The organism is Spirosoma fluminis (assembly GCF_054778895.1).
Genome location: NZ_BAAGZD010000004.1, coordinates 704148 through 723558, shown reverse-complemented (window position 1 = coordinate 723558; position 19411 = coordinate 704148). Strand labels below are relative to the sequence as shown.

General features: G+C 51.9%; 20 protein-coding genes. 16 read left to right on the top strand and 4 right to left on the bottom strand.

From position 1 onward, the window contains the following. Positions 1-210: 210 nt before the first annotated feature. From ACYVBJ_RS08615 to ACYVBJ_RS08550, 14 genes are all read left to right on the top strand, one after another. The gene (locus tag ACYVBJ_RS08615) at positions 211-2496 is read left to right on the top strand and encodes a RelA/SpoT family protein (protein ID WP_460981882.1); all 2286 of its coding nucleotides are present in this window, start codon (positions 211-213) and stop codon (positions 2494-2496) included. An 84-nt stretch (positions 2497-2580) separates the two neighbouring features. Further along, positions 2581-3090: a Fur family transcriptional regulator gene (locus ACYVBJ_RS08610; protein ID WP_460981881.1), complete on the top strand. Its 510-nt coding sequence runs from the start codon at positions 2581-2583 to the stop codon at positions 3088-3090. A 71-nt stretch (positions 3091-3161) separates the two neighbouring features. Next, positions 3162-3632, top strand: coding sequence for a DUF3291 domain-containing protein (locus ACYVBJ_RS08605; protein WP_460981880.1), 471 nt, complete (start codon positions 3162-3164; stop codon positions 3630-3632). Between the two features lie 28 nt (positions 3633-3660). Next, complete coding sequence (locus ACYVBJ_RS08600) at positions 3661-4950, top strand: adenylosuccinate synthase (RefSeq protein ID WP_460981879.1); 1290 nt, start codon at positions 3661-3663, stop codon at positions 4948-4950. A 152-nt stretch (positions 4951-5102) separates the two neighbouring features. Beyond that, complete coding sequence (locus ACYVBJ_RS08595; protein ID WP_460981878.1) at positions 5103-5318, top strand: YgaP family membrane protein; 216 nt, start codon at positions 5103-5105, stop codon at positions 5316-5318. Positions 5319-5420: 102 nt separating this feature from the next. Next, positions 5421-6686, top strand: coding sequence for a sulfite oxidase (locus tag ACYVBJ_RS08590; protein ID WP_460981877.1), 1266 nt, complete (start codon positions 5421-5423; stop codon positions 6684-6686). Then, the gene (locus ACYVBJ_RS08585) at positions 6683-7171 is read left to right on the top strand and encodes a hypothetical protein (protein WP_460981876.1); all 489 of its coding nucleotides are present in this window, start codon (positions 6683-6685) and stop codon (positions 7169-7171) included. Before ACYVBJ_RS08590 ends, ACYVBJ_RS08585 begins: the two co-directional genes overlap by 4 nt. A 4-nt stretch (positions 7172-7175) precedes the next feature. After that, positions 7176-7895: a hypothetical protein gene (locus ACYVBJ_RS08580; RefSeq protein WP_460981875.1), complete on the top strand. Its 720-nt coding sequence runs from the start codon at positions 7176-7178 to the stop codon at positions 7893-7895. 137 nt (positions 7896-8032) lie between these two features. Next, positions 8033-8338, top strand: coding sequence for a hypothetical protein (locus tag ACYVBJ_RS08575; RefSeq protein WP_460981874.1), 306 nt, complete (start codon positions 8033-8035; stop codon positions 8336-8338). Between the two features lie 14 nt (positions 8339-8352). Beyond that, positions 8353-8787: an amino acid permease gene (locus ACYVBJ_RS08570; RefSeq protein WP_460981873.1), complete on the top strand. Its 435-nt coding sequence runs from the start codon at positions 8353-8355 to the stop codon at positions 8785-8787. Positions 8788-8891: 104 nt separating this feature from the next. After that, the gene (locus ACYVBJ_RS08565) at positions 8892-9029 is read left to right on the top strand and encodes a hypothetical protein (RefSeq protein ID WP_460981872.1); all 138 of its coding nucleotides are present in this window, start codon (positions 8892-8894) and stop codon (positions 9027-9029) included. Between the two features lie 429 nt (positions 9030-9458). Continuing rightward, entirely contained in the window at positions 9459-10445 is a 987-nt protein-coding gene (locus ACYVBJ_RS08560) for a hypothetical protein (RefSeq protein ID WP_460981871.1), read from the top strand. 99 nt (positions 10446-10544) lie between these two features. Beyond that, positions 10545-11915: an AAA family ATPase gene (locus tag ACYVBJ_RS08555; RefSeq protein ID WP_460981870.1), complete on the top strand. Its 1371-nt coding sequence runs from the start codon at positions 10545-10547 to the stop codon at positions 11913-11915. 289 nt (positions 11916-12204) lie between these two features. Continuing rightward, on the top strand, positions 12205-12984 hold the full coding sequence (locus ACYVBJ_RS08550; protein ID WP_460981869.1) for an FkbM family methyltransferase: 780 nt from the start codon (positions 12205-12207) through the stop codon (positions 12982-12984). Between the two features lie 74 nt (positions 12985-13058). Here ACYVBJ_RS08550 and ACYVBJ_RS08545 read toward each other — a convergent pair whose 3' ends face one another. Next, positions 13059-13919, bottom strand: coding sequence for a cupin-like domain-containing protein (locus ACYVBJ_RS08545; protein ID WP_460981868.1), 861 nt, complete (start codon positions 13917-13919; stop codon positions 13059-13061). 192 nt (positions 13920-14111) lie between these two features. On the opposite strand from ACYVBJ_RS08545, the gene ACYVBJ_RS08540 reads away from it, so the two are divergent. Beyond that, the gene (locus tag ACYVBJ_RS08540) at positions 14112-14468 is read left to right on the top strand and encodes a hypothetical protein (protein ID WP_460981867.1); all 357 of its coding nucleotides are present in this window, start codon (positions 14112-14114) and stop codon (positions 14466-14468) included. Between the two features lie 54 nt (positions 14469-14522). On the opposite strand, the gene chrA is transcribed toward ACYVBJ_RS08540, so the two are convergent. Further along, positions 14523-15725, bottom strand: a complete 1203-nt coding sequence (gene chrA, locus ACYVBJ_RS08535) for a chromate efflux transporter (RefSeq protein ID WP_460981866.1) — start codon at positions 15723-15725, stop codon at positions 14523-14525. 89 nt (positions 15726-15814) lie between these two features. Further along, positions 15815-16774 (bottom strand): isopenicillin N synthase family dioxygenase, encoded by a 960-nt coding sequence (locus ACYVBJ_RS08530; protein ID WP_460981865.1) that lies wholly within the window; start codon positions 16772-16774, stop codon positions 15815-15817. Positions 16775-16957: 183 nt separating this feature from the next. On the opposite strand from ACYVBJ_RS08530, the gene ACYVBJ_RS08525 reads away from it, so the two are divergent. Continuing rightward, positions 16958-18538 carry a PAS domain-containing sensor histidine kinase gene (locus tag ACYVBJ_RS08525; RefSeq protein WP_460981864.1) on the top strand — a complete coding sequence of 527 codons (1581 nt, stop codon included), beginning with the start codon at positions 16958-16960 and terminating at the stop codon, positions 18536-18538. 88 nt (positions 18539-18626) lie between these two features. On the opposite strand, the gene ACYVBJ_RS08520 is transcribed toward ACYVBJ_RS08525, so the two are convergent. Further along, positions 18627-19319, bottom strand: coding sequence for a superoxide dismutase (locus ACYVBJ_RS08520; protein ID WP_460981863.1), 693 nt, complete (start codon positions 19317-19319; stop codon positions 18627-18629). Positions 19320-19411 lie beyond the last annotated feature (92 nt).

Genomic DNA, 19411 nt, shown 5'->3' with positions numbered 1-19411 from the left:
TACAGCGTCTCGGCTGCACCCCAAATATTCGGCTGAATCAATGATTTTGGCCGTTTGGGACTGCAAAGGTACAAAAAGAATTTAATTCACCAAGAAACAGGACCGAGCTTTTATTTTTAACGTTTATCTCGTCTACTTTCGGTTATTAATTTGTTATCTTGGTAGTACGAGTACAACCCGAAGGGCCCTTGCCCCTATAGACGCCGAATCATGATGAATGCAATTGACCGTCGACCCGGCCGGCCCGCTGACGCGGCTGAACCCGTGATCGACCTGGAACTGGAACGTCAGGAAATCCTGAAACGCTACCGACGATTGTTACGGGCGGCCAAGCCAATGCTCAAGGGGGATGACGCCAAACTGATTAAAAAGGCGTTTAACACCTCGGCCGAAGCCCATAAAAATATGCGTAGGCGCTCGGGTGAACCGTACATATACCACCCGTTAGCCGTTGCGCAGATTGCCGTTGAAGAGATTGGTTTGGGCCCAACCAGCATCGTAGCGGCCCTGCTCCACGACGTAGTCGAAGATACCGATACCACCATCGAGGATATTGACCGGGCGTTTGGTCCGAAAGTGGCCAAGATCATTGATGGGCTAACCAAGATTTCAGGCATCTTTGAATACGGTACGTCGCAGCAGGCCGAGAATTTCCGGAAGATGCTGCTTACCTTATCCGATGACGTCCGCGTTATTCTGATTAAGCTGGCCGATCGGCTGCACAACATGCGCACGCTGGACTCCATGCCCCGCGATAAGCAACTGAAGATTGCTTCTGAGACGATTTATATTTACGCCCCTCTGGCCCACCGGCTGGGTTTGTATACCATAAAATCGGAGTTAGAGGATCTTTATTTAAAGCATGTCGAGCCCGAAGCCTACAAGGATATTGCCAAGAAACTGCGCGAGACCCGATTAGCCCGCGACCGGTTTATCGGCCGGTTTATTGAGCCAATCGAAGCTGATTTAGCCGAAACCGGCATCAAATACGTAATAAAAGGGCGGCCGAAATCGATTTACTCCATCTGGACGAAACTCAATAAATCGAAGAAGCCCTTCGAGGAAATTTATGATCTGTTCGCCGTTCGCATTATTCTGAACGTAGCGCCGGAAGAAGAAAAAGCGGCCTGCTGGCGAGCCTACTCCATCGTAACGGATCATTATAAGCCTAATCCGGACCGGTTGAAAGACTGGATCAGTACACCGCGTACCAACGGCTATGAGTCGCTCCACACCACGGTGATGAGCAAGTCGGGGCAGTGGGTTGAGGTGCAGATCCGAACCGAACGGATGAACGAAATTGCCGAAAAGGGGTATGCGGCTCACTGGAAATACAAAGGCAATGACACCCAGACCGGTGCAGGCATTGAAGCTTGGATCAGTCAGGTACGCGACATGATCGAGTCGGCCAGCAACAGCGATAAAAAAGCCGCCATCGAGTTCGTTGATGACTTTAGAAGTAATCTGTACAGCGAAGAAGTTTTTGTCTTCACCCCGAAAGGCGATCTGAAAGTGTTGCAGCGCGGAGCCACAGCGCTCGACTTTGCGTTCGACATTCACACGCAGATTGGCGCGCGCTGCATGGCGGCTAAGGTGAACAACACGCTGGTGCCGCTGAGCCACGTGCTCCAGAACGGCGATCAGGTCGAAGTGATTACGTCGAACCGCCAGAAGCCGAGCGAAGACTGGCTGCGTTTTGTGGTGACCTCGAAGGCGAAGACCAAGATCAAGGACTTAATTAAGGAAGACAACAAGCGGTACGTGACCGACGGTCGGGATCTGGTGGCGAAGAAACTGCGCGTGTTGCGGCTGGAAATGACCAATGAGGTGATCAATCAGCTACGTGCCTACTTCGGCTCTAAAACGGCTGATGATTTCTTCTACCGGGTTGGCAAAGGCCACGTTGACGTTCAGGAGCTTAAGAAGTTTAAAGCGGATAAGGAAGCCAAAGAGAACCGCGCCAATAAGCTCAACACCGATACACTGCCGGATGCGAAAGCATTCGTTAAAGAGCTGAAAAAAATTCACGGCGAACGCGCCGATGCCGATATGCTCCTCATCGGTGAGGATATGGACCGGATCGACTATACCCTCTCGAAATGCTGCAACCCGATTTCGGGCGACGACGTATTCGGCTTTGTGACCATCAACGACGGCATTAAAATCCACCGTGTTACGTGCCCCAATGCGGTGGAGCTGATGTCAAACCACGGCAATCGCATCATCAAAGCCAAGTGGACATCCCAGAAAGAGCTGGCATTTCTGGCTGGCCTGCGGATTACGGGAACCGACCGGGTTGGGCTGGTCAACGACGTAACGCGGGTGATCAGCAATGAATTGCACATCAACATGCGCTCGGTAACGATTGACTCAAAAGATGGTATCTTTGAGGGCAACATTCGGCTGTATGTCAACGATACGGCTCATCTCGAAACGCTGATGCGGAAACTGGAACGGGTTCAGGGCGTGTTTGAGGTTGTACGATTTGATTCTTAAAAAGTGATGAGTTAAGAGCGCGTCTCGTTTCACTTAATTGCAAGTCATCGCTCATAACTCATCACGCATCACTATTTTTGCGTTATGTCTGCTCCCACTCAAACAAACTTAGAATCGGCCCGGACGATTTTTACGGCTTATCTCGAACGGAAAGGCCTGCGAAAAACGCCCGAACGATTTGCTATACTGGAAGAGATCTATAATCGGCAGGACCACTTCGATGTGGACGAATTGTACATCTCGATGAAAAACAAGAAGTACCGTGTCAGCCGGGCAACGGTATATAATACGCTGGACGTTCTGGTAGACTGCGATCTGGTTACAAAGCATCAATTTGGCCGCAATCTGGCCCAGTACGAAAAGTCATACGGGTACCGTCAGCATGATCACCTCATCTGTACGGACTGTCATAAAGTAATGGAGTTCTGTGACCCCCGGGTTCAGAACATTCAGAACATGGTAGGTGATATGCTGAAGTTCAACGTAATGCACCATTCGCTGATCTTCTACGGTTCCTGCGCGCGTGACCAATGCGAGAACCGCCAGATAACTGAAAAAGACCAGCAGGGCGTGCAAGTACCCGTTGAAAATTAACCTTTGCACCCTGTGCTGTCAGGCAGTATTACGTCCGGCACAGCCAGACGAATAGATCATCTGTAACTCGTATGCACCTTGCTCAATTAAACGTTTCCAAGATGCTCGCTCCCGACATCAGCCATCCAATTATGGCGGAGTTTGTAGCACAGCTCAATACAATTAATGAGTTAGCCGAGCAGAGTGAGGGGTTTATCTGGCGGCTCACGGGTGAGGGCAATAATGCAACGGACATCAATCCGTTTGATGATGACCGTATTATTGTCAATATGTCGGTCTGGAGTTCGCCCGAGACCTTGCAGGCATTCGTATTCAAAAGTATGCATACGGTGGTCATGAAAGACCGCCGGAAGTGGTTTGAGAAGCCAGATCGGCTACTGACCGTGCTGTGGTGGATTCCGGTTGGGCATGTTCCAACGGTGGAGGAAGCCCGCCAACGGCTTGAGTACCTGAACACCCACGGATCAGGCCCACTGGCGTTTACATTTCGGGATATTCAGCCCATGCCGTCTGATGTCCGTATCCTTAATGAATTAGCTTAATCAAAACCGCAGCAGCGGTCCGATCAGAATGGTAGATGTTTTATTAGGCCTCCAATGGGGCGATGAAGGAAAAGGTAAAATTGTAGACGTGCTGGCTCCCCAGTACCAGGTTGTTGCTCGGTTTCAGGGTGGGCCCAATGCCGGACACACCCTTGAGTTCGACGGCTTTAAGCACGTGCTGCACCAGATTCCGTCGGGAATCTTTCGGGCCGATATTCTGAATATCATCGGCAACGGTGTTGTGCTGGACCCGATCGTCTTTAAACGGGAAATCGACGGGCTGGCGAAATTCAACCTCGACCTAACCACAAACCTGGAGATCTCCAAAAAAGCTTCGATCATCCTACCGACCCATCGGCTGCTGGATGCGGCCTACGAACAGGCGAAAGGCGAATCGAAAATCGGCTCAACCTTACGGGGTATTGGTCCGACGTACCAGGATAAGGTAGCCCGCATGGGGCTGCGTGTGGGCGATATTCTGTCGCCAAATTTTCCGGCTAAATACCAAAAGCTGGTCAATACGCACAAGGTGATCCTGGAACAGAATGGGTTTGATTACGCTGCGGTGTTGCCGCAGGCCGAAGAAGAATTCTTTGCGGCAGTCGAGTTCATGAAGCAATTCCAGCTTACCGACAGCGAATACGTGGTAAATAATGCACTGACAAGCGGAAAGAAAGTTTTGGCGGAAGGTGCTCAGGGATCGTTACTCGACATAGACTTTGGTTCGTATCCGTTCGTTACGTCCTCGAATACAATGACGGCCGGTGCCTGCACGGGTTTAGGCATTGCACCCCGCCAGATTGGCGAAGTGTTCGGTATTTTCAAAGCGTACTGCACCCGCGTTGGCAGCGGCCCTTTCCCGACGGAATTGTCGGACGAAACTGGCGAACGGATTCGGCAGGAAGGCCGGGAATTTGGGGCCACAACCGGTCGCCCGCGTCGCTGTGGCTGGCTCGATCTGCCCGCCCTGAAATACGCCATTATGATCAATGGGGTGACGCAACTGGTGATGATGAAAGTCGACGTGCTAAACATTTTCGACGAGATCAAGATCTGCACGCACTATAAATTGCCCGATGGCACCATCACCGAATCGCTCCCGTACGACCTGTGCGATACGACGGTGGAGCCGATTTACAAATCCTTTAGCGGCTGGCAAACCAGCCTGGCCGATGTGCACGCGTTTGATGAAATGCCTGCTGAACTGGCGACCTACGTTCATTTTCTGGAAGATGCGCTGGGACTGCCGATTAGTTTCATCTCGACCAGCCCTGATCGGGAGGCAATCATTTACCGGCAAGCTGTTGGTATGGTCTGATTAGACGCCTGTTACGTGTCCGTTTAGTATATTTTATGTAAAAAAGCCCTGCTTAACAGGGCTTTTTTTATGGCTTTTGCACAGTATTTGCAGTAACTACTTGTAAACTTTTTATATTTACCTCGTACCTATCGTAACTTTATTCTTAATCTATGAACTTCGCAAAAAACATTGGTCGGGTTGATTTGGTCATCAGGGCCTTACTTATCCTCGATTTCGTTATCCCCTGTCTATTAGGCTTGGTCTCCAGCCCCTTTTCCTATCTCATGCTGGCGATGGCAGCGGTGCTGTTTGTAAGCTGTGTTACCGGCTACTGCTGGCTCTACGATACGTTGAAAATTTCGACCCGGCAGGAAGTTGATTCCTAGTTACCGAAAGTCTTTTCTGCTTAATCAGCCCTGTCTCCTCTGAGCAGGGCTGTCTTTTTTTGCGTATTTTTGAGAATTACAATCGGAATTTACGCACAACCCATGACATCTTCAGGTTCATCGGATCGCTTATTCGACCGCCGGGGCTTCCTCAAAAAGAGTTCGCTGGCAACGCTGACCACTTTACTCGGCACTGACATTGTTTTCGCGGATCAGCTCCCCCGACAGTACATACCGCTGGTCTTTGATGCCAACCCGCTGGCGGGCAAGAGTAAGGAGATGGTCGTGCTGAGCGACAAACCCTGGAACGTAGAGGCTCCCGCTCATTTGTTAGATGATGCCATTACCCCGGCCCATAAACTATTTATCCGCAACAACGGGCTGGCTCCCGAAACAATCGACGTAGCGAACTGGACGCTGACCATCAATGGAGAGTCGGTAAAAAAACCGAAGACGTATACCCTGAGCGAGCTTAAGAAGAAGTTTAAGACCTACACGTATCAGTTGACGCTGGAATGTGCGGGCAACGGCCGGGCAGGCTATTTCCCCAAAACATCGGGCAACCAGTGGACCGACGGTGCCGTAGGCTGCGCAGAATGGACCGGCGTTCGTCTGAAAGACATCCTGGCCGATGTTGGCGTAAATAGTGATGCCGTGTACATTGGCTATTACGGCAAAGACCTGCACGTAAGTCTCGACCCGGCGAAACCCGTTATCTCGCGGGGCGTGCCCATGCGAAAGGCGCTGGAAGACGAAACGTTGGTAGCCTGGGCGATGAACGGCCAGGATATTCCGCTCGTACACGGCGCTCCGTTACGTCTGGTCGTCGGTGGTTGGCCAGCTTCGGTATCGGGGAAGTGGCTGCATACCATCGCCGTACGTAACAAAGTACACGACGGGGCCAAAATGACGGGGAAGAGCTATAGAGTGCCCATAAACCCGGTCGAACCAGGCGTTGACCCACCCGAAGATCAGTTCCGGATTATTGAGTCGATGCCGGTTAAATCGCTCATTACGTTCCCGAAAACGGGAGCGCTCCTTACTCCTGGTCAACCACTGACGGTACGTGGTCATGCCTGGGCTGGCGACCGTGCAGTGCGTGAACTGCACGTATCGACTGATTTTGGCGCCACCTGGCAAAAAGCAGAGCTAAAACCACCCAAAAACCGGCTTGCCTGGCAGCATTGGTCGGCTACGGTCAAACTTCCGCAGGCGGGTTACTACGAAATATGGGCGCGGGCAACGGATGATGCGGGCGTATCGCAGCCAATGGTTATGCCTCAGTGGAACCCCGAAGGGTATTGCAACAACGCCTGTCACCGGATCGCAGTGAAAATGGGCGGTCAGACGAAAGGAGCCAAAGGATGACAATCAGCAAACGTATCGTTTTGGGGCTGGCTGTTGCCGCCTGGGCATCGGTAGCCGCTACTACGTTAACCGCAACCAAGGAGCATGTTCGTTCGCAGGTCTCCGACCAAGTTAATACGTCGCTCTCCCGGACAGAGCGACGGCCTGACGGAACACACCCATTGGCAACCAGCCAAGCTGCCGATTCGCTGAAAACCGACGCCGAGACCGGCCTTGCCGTCGACGAACACCTGATGCTGGTGAAAGCCCAGTGTACGGCCTGTCATTCGAGCAAGCTGATTCTGCAAAGTCATTTTTCGCGGGAGAAGTGGATTGAGCGAATCCGGTGGATGCAGCGAACGCAGAAGCTCTGGGATTTAGGCGATTCAGAACCTACCATCCTAAACTACTTAGTTAAATATTACGGTCCGCTGGACCAGCAATTCGACGGGCGACGGGAGCCCCTCAAAGCAGTAAAATGGTATCCGTTAAGCCCCAGCCGTTAGTCTTATGTCTATAAAGAATTTTTATCAGGCGTTTTACCAGGCGGATCAGCTATTCCGGCTGGAGAACGACGTATGGGCAGGTGCTACGGGTGTCACCGAAGAGTTGGCGCCCCGCATGGACGAAGCTGAGCAGACCGAAACGCCTGATCTCTTCAAAGAGCTGGATGCCTTATCCAATGGCCTGGTTACCAACGAGCGGGATAACACCCCGCTGGTCGATACACCGGCTCCCCCGCTGGCAACGCCTGTTGTACCCGAGCCAAGAGTAATTATTCCGACTCCTGAGCCCTTACCCCAACCCGTTCCGCGTGCCACAACCCCTTCTATTCTTCCGCCCGTTCAACAGCAGCCACGCTTCCCGCAGTTGAACCATAAAGTGTTGCTGCTCGCCGACGAAGCCCTGGACCCGAGCAACCTGCTGTTTCTGGAGAAGATCCTGAAGGCGGTTAACCTGAATGTTGACGGGGTCGATTTGTTAAATCTGCACGGGGCACACGACCTCAACTTCGCCGAACTTCTGCGGGGCAAATACATCAACCACTTCATTACGTTCGGAGTGCCGTTTGAGCGCATCAACCTCGATATTATGATGGACCGGTATTCGCCCGTTCGTTTCGAAGGCATTACGTTCCTGATGGCCGATTCACTGCCTACCATCGAAGCCGATCAGAATTTAAAGAAACGGCTTTGGGCGGCTCTTCAGCGCGTATTCCTGCGCCGATAGGCTGACGTTAATCCGCTGATTTGTAGTGATTTTCTATGCCTGATTCCGCCGACGGTTCTCCTTTGCCTTCTGCGAGTGGTCAGGCTCCGGCGGAGTAGGCTCCATCCGGCTTACGGAAGGTAATCTCCACCACGCAGTTGTGGGCGATTGCCGTCGGCATGGTCATTTCGAGTGAGTATTTCGGCTGGAACTACGGCTGGGCCGTGGCTGGCACAATTGGCTTTCTCATCGCGACCCTGCTCGTTAGGGTGCTTTATCTGGCATTCATCTTCAGCTACACCGAATTGACCACAGCCATTCCTGACGCTGGCGGCCCGTTTGCCTACGCGCTTCGGACTTTTGGCCCTACCGGCGGATCTATCGCCGGTTTTGCTACGTTGGTCGACTTTTTAATGGCTCCACCCGCCATGCAGCCGCTCTCGGGGCTTATGCCCACTTTCTGAATCCAGCGCTGTCTGTGCTGGGCGTGGGGGTAGTCTCGTATGTGATTTTCATCGGTGTCAATATTCTGGGCGTGCGCGAATCGGCAAACTTCTCCGTGATCATTACCGTCCTTTCGGTCGTAGAACTGCTCGTGTTTATGGCCTTGGTGGCAACAGCCTATAAAACCGAGAACGTACTGGCGCACAACGAATCGTTTGGCGTAGCGGGCGTATTTGCGGCTTTGCCCTTCGCCATTTGGTTTTATCTGGCCATTGAAGGCGTAGCGATGGTTTCCGAGGAGGTCCGTGATCCCCGAAAAACCATTCCACGAGGTTATCTGCTGAGTATCGGTACGATGCTGCTGTGCGCTGGCTCCGGCGATTGGCGTCAGTTGTGCCAGTTGGATTATCCCCTCTGGCTATCGTACTTGGGCGACAAAATTCCTGGGCGAAAGTCTTTGCTGGATTAGATTTATTCGGTCTTATTGCGTCGTTTCATGCCAACACGCTCGGGCATTCCCACCAGCTGTTTGCGCTGGCCCGAACGGGTTGCTTACCGCGGTTCCTGGCCGATGTGAACCAGCGGTTTCGTACGCTCCACTGGTCGCTGCTCGTGGGCGGTCTTATTGGCCTGGCGGCTTTATTTTTGGGAACAACCGGCGAAATCATTACGCTGTCGGTTATCGGGGCCCTTGGTTATGTATATCAGTAGTGTACTCAGCCTGTTTCGCCTTCGCCGAACGGAACCTGGCCTGAACCGGCCCTTTCTAACGCCTTTTTATCCGGCGGTTCCGCTCATAGCGTTAGTCTTACCCCTTATCTGATTAGTAGCGATTGTCTACTTTAGTCCCGGTCTTAGTGTGCTGTACGCTGGGCTAATGGCGGGACTTTGGTTTCTGTTCAGATGGCTGGCACTCCCCGCCATTCAGTCGCCATCGCTTCCAACTTCTGACTAAGATTTGCTTCTTTGGGGTACTATTCGCGTATTTAAGGGCGTTTTCTGTGTACGCTAATCCGACTGGTCTGGTAGCCGGTTTCATACATGACGATTTTCAAACGCCTTTTTTTATCAACTGCCTCCTCGTCTGCCCCAGTAGCTGCGGTTGCCAATCCTGTAGCGCCAGGGCCTAGGTCAATCCCTTTGCCTTCACCAATCCCCACTCCACCGCTACCGGTACTCGCAGAATCCACTACGCATCAGGCAGCACATCAGTCGCCCGACTGGTTAGCTGATGAAAAGTTACTGCGTGATGAAGGCGTCTTATTCGGCTTAACCGACGCGCAGCCCGACCAGAAAATCGCCGAGATAACGGCTTATTTTTCTCAGCAAACGGCTCCTCTTGAGGCCTTTCGGGATCAGTGTTCCGAACGTATCAACGACGTTAATTCGCTTATCGCCCAACGCAAAGCCAGCCGTACTGACCTACTTACCCGCATCAGCGACCTACGCGACTGCAAGCCCGTTCGGGATAATCTGATACGTACCCTGATCAGCCTGGGCCTATCTGTTGTTATGAGCGTAGGTACTTTCTTTCTGGTCGACAATACGTTGCAACCCGCTTTTCCGAATCGCTGGGTGGCGGTGGGCGTGTACCTGGCCGGTATGTTTAGCTTGTTCGGGCGGCAATCATTTTTTTACGAAGAGGGGTCTAAGCTGTCGGGGCGAAGACTTCTCGAAGAGATTGGATTACCGCTGGCAGCATCGGTGTTTGTGCTGGTTCAGGCGATACAGACCCAGTCGGTCTGGCAGGCTTTCGCCTTATTTATCTTTATCTTTTTCCTGTTTTTGCTCGCGGGAAAACTTTTGCTCAGTACGCTGACAACTCTGCGCCATGACCTCGCCAGTATCCGGGCGAATCAGCAACTTCTAAGCGATAAACAGCACTTAATTCCGGTCTGGGAAGGGCAGGCTGACCAGCTACAGCAGGAAATCAACCTTATGCGGACTCAGCTTTGGCCAATTGCAACCGCTCTAAGCCAGACCGACGCCGATTTAGCACAAATGAACGCACAGCGGGACAGACTTGTTAGCTTATTTCTGAGCGAGTTCGAACTTGCCCGAAGCCTGCGCGACCGCCTTTCCGAATCGCAGCGAACCGAAGTACTACAGAGTTATAACGTTATGTAGGTACACAGTTACAGAGTCGCATACAATCTGAACAAACGCTACGGGCTGCTGACTAAGGTCAGTTGACCAGCTATGACTCTATAACGTTAAACTAACGGCATGGAACCAACCAATAATCCAGACTTCCAGCATGGCTACACCAGTGGCGTCGAAGGAGTCAATCGGGAAACATACGAGGGCTATCTGTCCAGTCAGGTAAATACGGACTGGCTGACTGACCGAATCAACGAAAAACGGACTGAACTGACCAATACGGAGCGGCAGCTTGCGGAGTCGACGGAAGCCAACCGCAGCGCGTATGCCGATTTGCAGAACCATAGCCTCCAGGTCGAGCGCCTGGATAAGCAGGTCAAATACCGTGAAGCCGAGCGGCAAGCCTTACAAGCGGACCGTGATAATCTGCGGGAGCGCCGGACGAAAGCGGCTCCGGACTATTCGCTGGTGGCAGGACTTCTGTTCCTGGTTGCCGGCATTTCTTTTCTGGCGGGTGATCTGATCATTTCGCACGAAATTGTTGCCTACGCCCTGAACATCCGAAATACCAATGAAGCCTGGGCCTTTGCGGTCGGTTTGGCGATGGTGTCGATTCTGCTGAAACCCGCGTATGACCGGTTGATCGAGAAGCCTTATCAGGAAAACCCCGAGCAGAACCGCACCAAATACGAGCGATTCAAGATTGCCCTGGCGGTATTCTCGGTGCTCACCTTGGCCGTTTTGGGCTGGTTTCGGTACGAAGCGTATCGCACCGATCAGCTAAAAGCAGCCATTAACAAATCGGTCCGGCAGCTTCAGTTGAATACCGATCCAACAGCCGCTACGCAAACGCTTAGCCCGTCGATAGTCAATAAGATTGAGAAACAACTCAGTGAGTCGAGCGAACTTAATCTGGCTCTGGTGAATAGCCCCTGGGCCTTACTGTCGTTCGTGCTTAGCGGCATTTTGTTCGCCCTGGCCGGAGCTGTGTGTCTGGGCATCGCGCTTCCTGTGCTGTCTGCGTACTGGTTCCGATGGTTACAGGCCGACGTGAAACTCTGGAAGTTACGTCGTCGGCTCAAGCGTGTAGACAAAGAGCTGGCGCCCCTCGAAGCCCAGCTCGCCGAACAACGCATCCGCCAGAACGTATTGCAGCATAACCTCGACCTGCTGCCCGCTCTCGATGAGCTACGTGAGCAGCGCCGAACTATACAGGCGGAGTTGAATGAGTTGCTGGCCGAGTTAAAGCTGGCTCAAACCGACAGCCGCATCAGTAATTTCAACGATGGCTATGGCCAGGGCGAAGCAACACGTACTGTCCTGTCGGACGACGAGCAGCAACAGCTACGCAAAGAGATGCTTACGCTCCAGAATAGCAATCGCACCAATGGTAGCCGCCCGACCGAGCGCACGAATGGCACACCGCCTGCCAACGGTAAAACCCAGCCATTGCGGCCTCACCAGACCATCCGCAAATTTTTATCGGATGAACTGTAGATAACCCCCTTTTACATAGTGATTGCGTTAACAGCCTGATGGGTCCTGCTCGTCAGGCTGTTTTATGTCTGTGAAATCGGGAAGTAGCCAGGCGCCGTTTATACAGATGGGTACGCTTGTCCATCAGAAACCCCTCTGAGAGTCGATACTTATCAGAATTTTTCACAATAAAACCCCGCTATCTAGCCGATAAACAAATGTTTAGGGTAAGTATGTGAAGATATTTTCACATGATAGTGACCATTAGGATATTCACTACGTACTATGTACAAAGTAAGTAACCTGAATAATGACTAACGTGATTGATCTTGCTAAGAAAGTAATCGGAATTCACCCCACTCAAGGCTTAAAACCTCTACGTAACATCCTGCATGTCGGCTCGACTTATCATGGGTATTACGTACCCGCCAATTTTTTAAACAGCAATTCGGTTTGCTACTGCATCGGCGCGGGCGAGGACATTTCGTTCGATACCGAGCTTAAAGTGCTCTTTGATGCGCAGGTCTTTATTTTTGACCCGATGCCGGAAGGTATACTTCACTTTGAGAAACTGAACGAGTATACGAGCAGAAATCAGCCACTGACGATTCATGTCAACGATCCGTTTACGTATCGGATCACTCAGGAGCAGCTTGATTCGATCCGGTTCGTAGATATTGGGGTATGGGACAGCCAGACGACACTCAAATTTTACGCCCCAACCCGCGACGATTACCCGTCACATTCGGTCTATCTCTTCAAAGAATCGGGCGAATACATTGAAGCCCCCGTAGATCGGCTGAGCAACCTGATGAGCATGCTTGATCACGCGGCTCTGGATTTGGTTAAGATCGAAATCGAAGGGGCGGAGTATACGGTTATCGATACAATCGTAGAAGACAAACTCGATATTAAAGTGATCCTGGTCGAGTTCGACGAGGTTCACAATGCTACCGACAAACTCTTCCACTTCCGCATTAAAAACGCCTGCGATAAACTAAAGAGAGCGGGCTACGTCCTGGTCCATTCCACAGAAGCAATGAAGCGCACATTCATTCGCGAGGACGTGTACAATATGCTTAATACGTAGCATAAAAAACCCGGTTAGATCGTTGACCTAACCGGGTTTTTTAATGGAACAGCCACTTACCCAGAGCAGGACGTTTAGCTAAACGTTTCCTGTATATCCATCACATACCCTAACGTCTTGGCGTAAAGAAACGCAGGTAGTGCAATAGCGGGGTACTGTTTTTTCCAGTGACTATAGTTATCCCGCGCAAAATCGGCCCAGTTATAGGCATTCAGGTGAACGCGACCGAGTGAAATACACGGCTCATGGATGCGGGTTGTATGCCACCATCGGGTGGGAAACAGAACCGTTTCCCCTTCTTCGACCATAATCGTAATTGGAGTTGCTTTCCTGAACAAAGGGTGTTTCCCGTAGTCGGGGTTGAACACATCTACCTGTGAAATCTTGGGATTCTCCGCGCTGGGATACATGTATTCGTCCTGATCGGGCGGGTAAAAGATAAACTCTTTCGCTCCGTAAAGTTGGGTAATCTGCGTATGTAAAAACAAGGCATCGACGTGCAGAACGGGGAAATTAGCGCCGTTTCCACCCAAAAAGAATTCATACGTCTCGGTCCCATGCAGCATGAACTTCGGCAGCAACGGGTGCTTGATCCGGTCGGACTTCCCATACACGACTTCGGGCTTTATATCCTCAAATAATTCAGGGCACGTTTGGCCGACGTTAAAGCTAAACGGATAGGGAGCGGGGTTTTCGGGCGTAGAAGCCAGCATAAGGTCTACGTACTCAGCCAGCGTGTAGGTCGTTCCTTTCAGTTGCTTTGTCAGATGACCGTAGTGGGTTTTAAAGAACTCGGGGGTAATCTTCCCCATCGCCTTCCAACCCTGGGTGGCATCTGTCAGCACAACCGGTATACCCGGCTTAATATATTCGGCAATCAGTTCGTCACGGGTGATGTTCGCTCGCTTATCGATCCGGGTGACGCGCTGCGGCATGGTTGTTGGTGCAGAATTACTTACCATACTTCATTACTCAATAGTATAAATCGATCGGCATTATCTATTTAGAGTTTATTTCATACTTTCTGTCACTTACCTGAGCTTTCATATTCCAAACTATTTTTCTTTAGAGATCCGTTTGTCTGCTCACAGGCCACACCAGATCATTTCCCTTACAGGGGACAGCGGATGGTATCGCTGAAATGTGCTCCCTACAATACTGGCTGGATATACCCAACTCCAGACCAAAATCGGTTTCACCTGTCGCTACTGGCGCACGAATACCGGCAGACTACTACGTCTTTGTTTGGAAGATTTGTTCAGATATTGGTCACAACTGTACCGGGGCTTGCCTATAATACCCGGTTAGCTCGCATTGACGTGCTTGAAACAGACCAATCGGTTGATAAACGAATAAGTCAGGGTAATTATCAGCCAGGCTACACCTTTGTTGCAGCTGATCGTGTGCTTGAGGTTACGGGGATTTCTGTGCAGGGTGATCAGTTGACGCTGCTCGATAAAGGCCCGGTCACACCATCGCGCTGAGGAGTTACAAACACAGGGCTGGCCTCCACGATAATCTGTTCGCGTTACAGGCGGTTACAGGAACACACCTGCCAGCAACCCGCCCAGAATGAGCAGATAAGGCGGTATTTTGGTGTATAGCAACACAACGACGGTAACCAGCACCACCACTACCGACGGCCAGTGAGGAGACATTGGCTCAAACAAGGCAATGGCCGCAGCGGCCGTAAGTCCCGTACTGGCTGCGTTGATACCGTCCAGCGATGCCCGCACAACCCGGTAGCGTTTGAGTTGCTCCCAGAAGCGGTAAACAAAGAAGATCAGAAAGGTGCCCGGTAGAAAAATACCGGCAGTAGACGCGAAGCTGCCCCAGAACTGGCCGGATAAACCAGCGTCGCGCATTGATAACGCTCCTATATACGAAGCAAACGCGAATACGGGTCCGGGTAGGGCCTGCACTAAGCCCAAACCCGACAAAAACTCCTCCCGGTTCAGGTAATGCTTAAAGGCTACGAACTCGTTGTATAGCATAGGCGTCAGCACCTGCCCTCCGCCAAAAACCAGGCTGCCATTCCGGTAGAAGTTCTCGAAGAGCCGAACGGGTAACAATTGCGTGATGGCCCCTAACCCAGCCGCCAGAATCAACACACCTAACCAAAGCAGAAAATTAGCCCATTGAACCTGCAATGGTTTTTTTTCCATGCGTTCCTGCTTTTCATACGTGAGCGCCGTCGTGAGTCCGCCAACGGCAATAACTATCGGGGTCATCACGGGCGACCGAAAGACGTAGGCGACCAGAGCCGCGGTAATGGCCAGGGCTAAACTGATCTGATTCTTAATAACTTTCTTCCCAATTCGGTAACCGGCAACCACCAGAAAACCAACCGCCATGGGCTGGATAAACCGGGCGAATTGAAGTGTAAGATGCTGCTGTTCGAGGTAGTAAATGCCCATAGCAGCCGCAGTCATGATGGAAACGGCGGGCAAAACCCAGATGAGCAACGTAACGTAAGCGAGATTGGGCCCGCCGATCTTATACCCTACGGCCGTGATGGTCTGCGTAGACGTAGGACCTGGCAGCACCTGACACAGCGCATTCAGCTCCATCAGTTCGCCCTCGGTCAGATACCGCCGTTTCTCCACGAACCGGTCGAATAGCATGGCCAGATGTACCTGCGGCCCACCGAACGTTGTCAATGCCAGTATCAGCACATCTTTCAGAAAGATGAAGTACCGAATTCGACGTACGGGCTTAACGGTCGGTAGATAAGGCAGCATGTAGCGGGTTAGGAAGGAGAAGGAGAAACGTAGCGTTGGCTTGTTTAGTGAACCCGCGGCTGCATCAGTCCACTAAACCAGCCCGCAAATCAAGCTTTTTTGAGGCCTAGCTCCATCAGGCGTTCGTCCAGAAACTCACCGGCGGTCATGTCGACGTACAGCTTCGGGTGCTCGGTGTCAATGCAGCTTTCCAGGCAGCTCAGATCCATGTCGGCACGGGGGTGCATAAAGAACGGAATCGAATACCGTGACTGATTCATTTTCTCACGGGGCGGGTTCACCACCTGGTGAATCGTTGACTTCAGCTTATGGTTCGTCAGCCGGTCAAGCATGTCACCGACGTTCACCACCACCTGGTCAGGCAGGGCCGTGATGCCAATCCATTTGCCATCCCGCCGAAGCACTTCCAGGCCATCGGCCGAGGCTCCCATCAACAACGTAATCAGGTTGATGTCGCCATGGGCAGCCGCCCGTACGGCCCCATCCGGTGTTGTTTCCGGATCGAGCGGGAAATAATGCAACGCCCGCAGGATGCTGTCGCCGTTGGTTACCTTATCATCGAAGTAATGTTCGGGCAGGTCCAGATACAGGGCAATGGCCCGAAGCAACTGTTTGCCGGCATTCTCAAGGGTCCGGTAAGCGGTTAGCGTAGCTTCGCCAAATTCGGGGTACTCGTCGGGTAATACGTTAGCGGGCATGTCGCCAACGGGTTCGGGCTGACCAACGTGGTAAAACTCTTTCAGGTCAGCGACTTTAAAGCCTTTAGCCGTTTCTTTTCCTTTACCGATATAGCCACGCTGACCAAACAGCTCCGGATGCTCATACTTCTGTTTTAGCTCATCGGGGGCCGAAAAGAAAGCTTGAGCGGCATCATATAGATTCTTGGTTAATTCAGCCGTGAGGCCGTGATTCCGGATGGCCACAAACCCAATCTGATTGAACGCCCGCCCTAAATCCTGAACGAATCGGGCTTTCCGTCCGGCATCGCCCGACGTAAAATCAGCTAAATCAAGCGACGGGATTTCGTCGTATAACTCTTGTGATGACATAGACTAAACTATTTTCACAAAAATACGAAAGTTTGGTAATTCTGTGGGCTGTGTACGAAACGCCCTCAGTCCTAGCCGAAAGGCAATTCAATAAATTTTACAACAAGACTACTTTTTGATTTGTTACTTTGTATTCGTCGTTATCCAAATCCAGAAACGTTACTTCCGGATCACTGTTCCAGTATGAATGTAAAGAACGCCCACGCGGTCCAAACGCCTGTCTCCCTCTGGCAGAAAGCCCTGGACCAGTCTGCTAGCGGAATACTCGTTTATGAAGCTGTCCGCAATGCAGAAGACGACATCGATACGTTCATCGTGCGACTGGCGAATCGTCGTGCCGAGCAGATTTTAGGGCTGGAACGCGACAACATGCTTGGGCGCACAGCCGCCGAGCTCTTTCCTCCCACCCAGCCTACCACACTTTGGGATGATATCGCCGAGGTGATTAACTCGGGTGAATCCCACCGGAGCGAACTGTTTTATCGGATAAGCCGCACCAAACAGGAGCAGTGGTTCGACCTGTGCATTGAACCCCTCGGCGACGGTCAGAGCGCCGTGGTGTCGTTCACCGACATAACGGCCCTGAAGAACACAACCAGCACCCTGCTGGGCGAAGCCATTCTGTTTAAATCGCTGTCGTCTACCGTGCCGGGTATGTGCGTAGTGGTAGTCAATTACTTCCACAAAGTTTTGTTCGCAAACGGGAGTTTACCCGGCCTGTTTGACAGCCAGGAAGCCGGCGATGTCGTGGGCAAACGTATCGCCGATACCATTCTTCCTGAGTTTCGGGAAGACTGGCAGTCCTACGTAAGTGCGGCTCTGATGGGTCAGCAAAATACTTTCAGCGACCAATGGGGCGGGTGGCGCTGCGAATGTTTCGTCGGACCGGTACGTAACGAACGGGGTGATGTGGTGATGGCCATGTGCGTTTACCGCGATATGTCCGAACAATTCCGCCAGCAGCAACGGCTTCAGCGTATGAACAACGATCTTCAGCGATCGAACCACAGTCTGGAGCAATTTGCCTACGTAGCCAGTCACGACCTACAGGAGCCGCTCAGGAAGATCAGATCGTTCGGCAATCTCCTGAACGACAATTACGCCGAAACACTGGGGCCAAGCGGGCTGGATCTGGTTCGGCGAATGCAGTTGGCGGCCGAGCGGATGGACCGGCTCATTAAAGGCTTGTTAGCCTACGCACGCATCACAACCCCGACTAGCCTGACCCTTTCTGCCAAGGGTAGTCTGATTAATATGCAGGAGTTGCTGGCCGATATTCAGAACGACCTGGAGGTACTCATTAACGAACGACAGGCTACCGTTACGGTAAACATGCAGCTTCCTCCAGTATTGGGTGACCCGATTCAATTACGGCAACTGTTCCAAAACCTGCTCAGTAATGGCATAAAATTTACGAGACCCGGCCAGCGGCCGGACATAACCGTTTCGGGTCAGGTGATTCCTGGTAACGCCGTTCCGGATTATTCCAGCGTCGATCGTTCTTTGTCATACGCGCTGGTCAGCGTACAGGACAAGGGGATAGGCATTGCGCCTGAGGATTTCGGCAAACTGTTTGGCCTTTTCAGCCGGTTGCACGGCCAGCAGCAATTTGCCGGTTCGGGCATAGGGTTGGCCACCTGCAAACGGGTAGCCGAAAACCATGGCGGCACCATAACGGTGGAAAGCGAATTAAATCGCGGCACTACGTTCCACGTCTACCTGCCGTTACCGTTAGGTACTGTCGAACCGGTTGCCAGTTTATAAAAACGGGGCTGCTCCATCAGGGCATGAACGGTTTTAAGCCATTCGCTACTGACGTAACAACCCCTCTGACAATGCGGACGTAATCTTCTTATCCCGCGAAGTTTTTCCCGATCTTGTTCCAGTCGAATACGTTCCAGGCGGCCGCTACGTAATCCGGGCGACGGTTCTGGTATTTCAGGTAGTACGCATGCTCCCATACGTCGAGGCCCATGATCGGCGTTCCTTTTTTCTCGGCTAAGCTCATCAATGGATTGTCCTGATTCGGTGTTGATGTGATCTCCACGTCGTTACCACTCTTAATGAGCCACACCCAACCCGAGCCAAAGCGACCGGTTGCCGCCTTGCCCCATTCGGTTTTGAAATTATCGAACGAGCCAAATTTTTTATTGATGGCGTCGGCCAGCGCTCCTTTCGGTGCTCCCCCCCCCTGCGGGCCCAGGATATTCCAGAAAAAGGTGTGATTCCAGTGCCCACCCGCGTTGTTCCGAACGGCAGCGGACGTGCTGCTGCTCACACTTTTCACCAACGCGTCGATGTCCATCTTAGCCATATCGGTACCGGCCACCGCTTTGTTGAGATTATCAACATACGCCTTGTGGTGCTTATCGTGGTGAATTTCCATCGTCATTTTATCGATGTGAGGCTCTAAGGCACCAGCATCAAATGGCAGTGGAGCCAGTTTAAACGGCCCCTCAGCCTGGTTCGAAAAACCAAACGAGCGGAAAGCGACCATACTGGCCGAAGCACCGAAAGCCAACTTCAAAAACTCGGAGCGATTCATGCGAATGTTGGTTTGTAGAAGAATGAAAATGCGTTTACAACGCCATTACCTATTAACTAACCCACTTAAGGGATGTTTTCTGGACTACCGTT

Bases quoted from the DNA above. Each gene is read 5' to 3' on its own strand.
- ACYVBJ_RS08615 (WP_460981882.1), top strand. From the start codon at position 211: ATGATGAATGCAATTGACCGTCGACCCGGCCGGCCCGCTGACGCGGCT.
- ACYVBJ_RS08610 (WP_460981881.1), top strand. From the start codon at position 2,581: ATGTCTGCTCCCACTCAAACAAACTTAGAATCGGCCCGGACGATTTTT.
- ACYVBJ_RS08605 (WP_460981880.1), top strand. From the start codon at position 3,162: ATGCACCTTGCTCAATTAAACGTTTCCAAGATGCTCGCTCCCGACATC.
- ACYVBJ_RS08600 (WP_460981879.1), top strand. From the start codon at position 3,661: ATGGTAGATGTTTTATTAGGCCTCCAATGGGGCGATGAAGGAAAAGGT.
- ACYVBJ_RS08595 (WP_460981878.1), top strand. From the start codon at position 5,103: ATGAACTTCGCAAAAAACATTGGTCGGGTTGATTTGGTCATCAGGGCC.
- ACYVBJ_RS08590 (WP_460981877.1), top strand. From the start codon at position 5,421: ATGACATCTTCAGGTTCATCGGATCGCTTATTCGACCGCCGGGGCTTC.
- ACYVBJ_RS08585 (WP_460981876.1), top strand. From the start codon at position 6,683: ATGACAATCAGCAAACGTATCGTTTTGGGGCTGGCTGTTGCCGCCTGG.
- ACYVBJ_RS08580 (WP_460981875.1), top strand. From the start codon at position 7,176: ATGTCTATAAAGAATTTTTATCAGGCGTTTTACCAGGCGGATCAGCTA.
- ACYVBJ_RS08555 (WP_460981870.1), top strand. From the start codon at position 10,545: ATGGAACCAACCAATAATCCAGACTTCCAGCATGGCTACACCAGTGGC.
- ACYVBJ_RS08550 (WP_460981869.1), top strand. From the start codon at position 12,205: ATGACTAACGTGATTGATCTTGCTAAGAAAGTAATCGGAATTCACCCC.
- ACYVBJ_RS08545 (WP_460981868.1), bottom strand. From the start codon at position 13,919: ATGCCGCAGCGCGTCACCCGGATCGATAAGCGAGCGAACATCACCCGT.
- ACYVBJ_RS08540 (WP_460981867.1), top strand. From the start codon at position 14,112: ATGGTATCGCTGAAATGTGCTCCCTACAATACTGGCTGGATATACCCA.
- chrA (WP_460981866.1), bottom strand. From the start codon at position 15,725: ATGCTGCCTTATCTACCGACCGTTAAGCCCGTACGTCGAATTCGGTAC.
- ACYVBJ_RS08530 (WP_460981865.1), bottom strand. From the start codon at position 16,774: ATGTCATCACAAGAGTTATACGACGAAATCCCGTCGCTTGATTTAGCT.
- ACYVBJ_RS08525 (WP_460981864.1), top strand. From the start codon at position 16,958: ATGAATGTAAAGAACGCCCACGCGGTCCAAACGCCTGTCTCCCTCTGG.
- ACYVBJ_RS08520 (WP_460981863.1), bottom strand. From the start codon at position 19,319: ATGAATCGCTCCGAGTTTTTGAAGTTGGCTTTCGGTGCTTCGGCCAGT.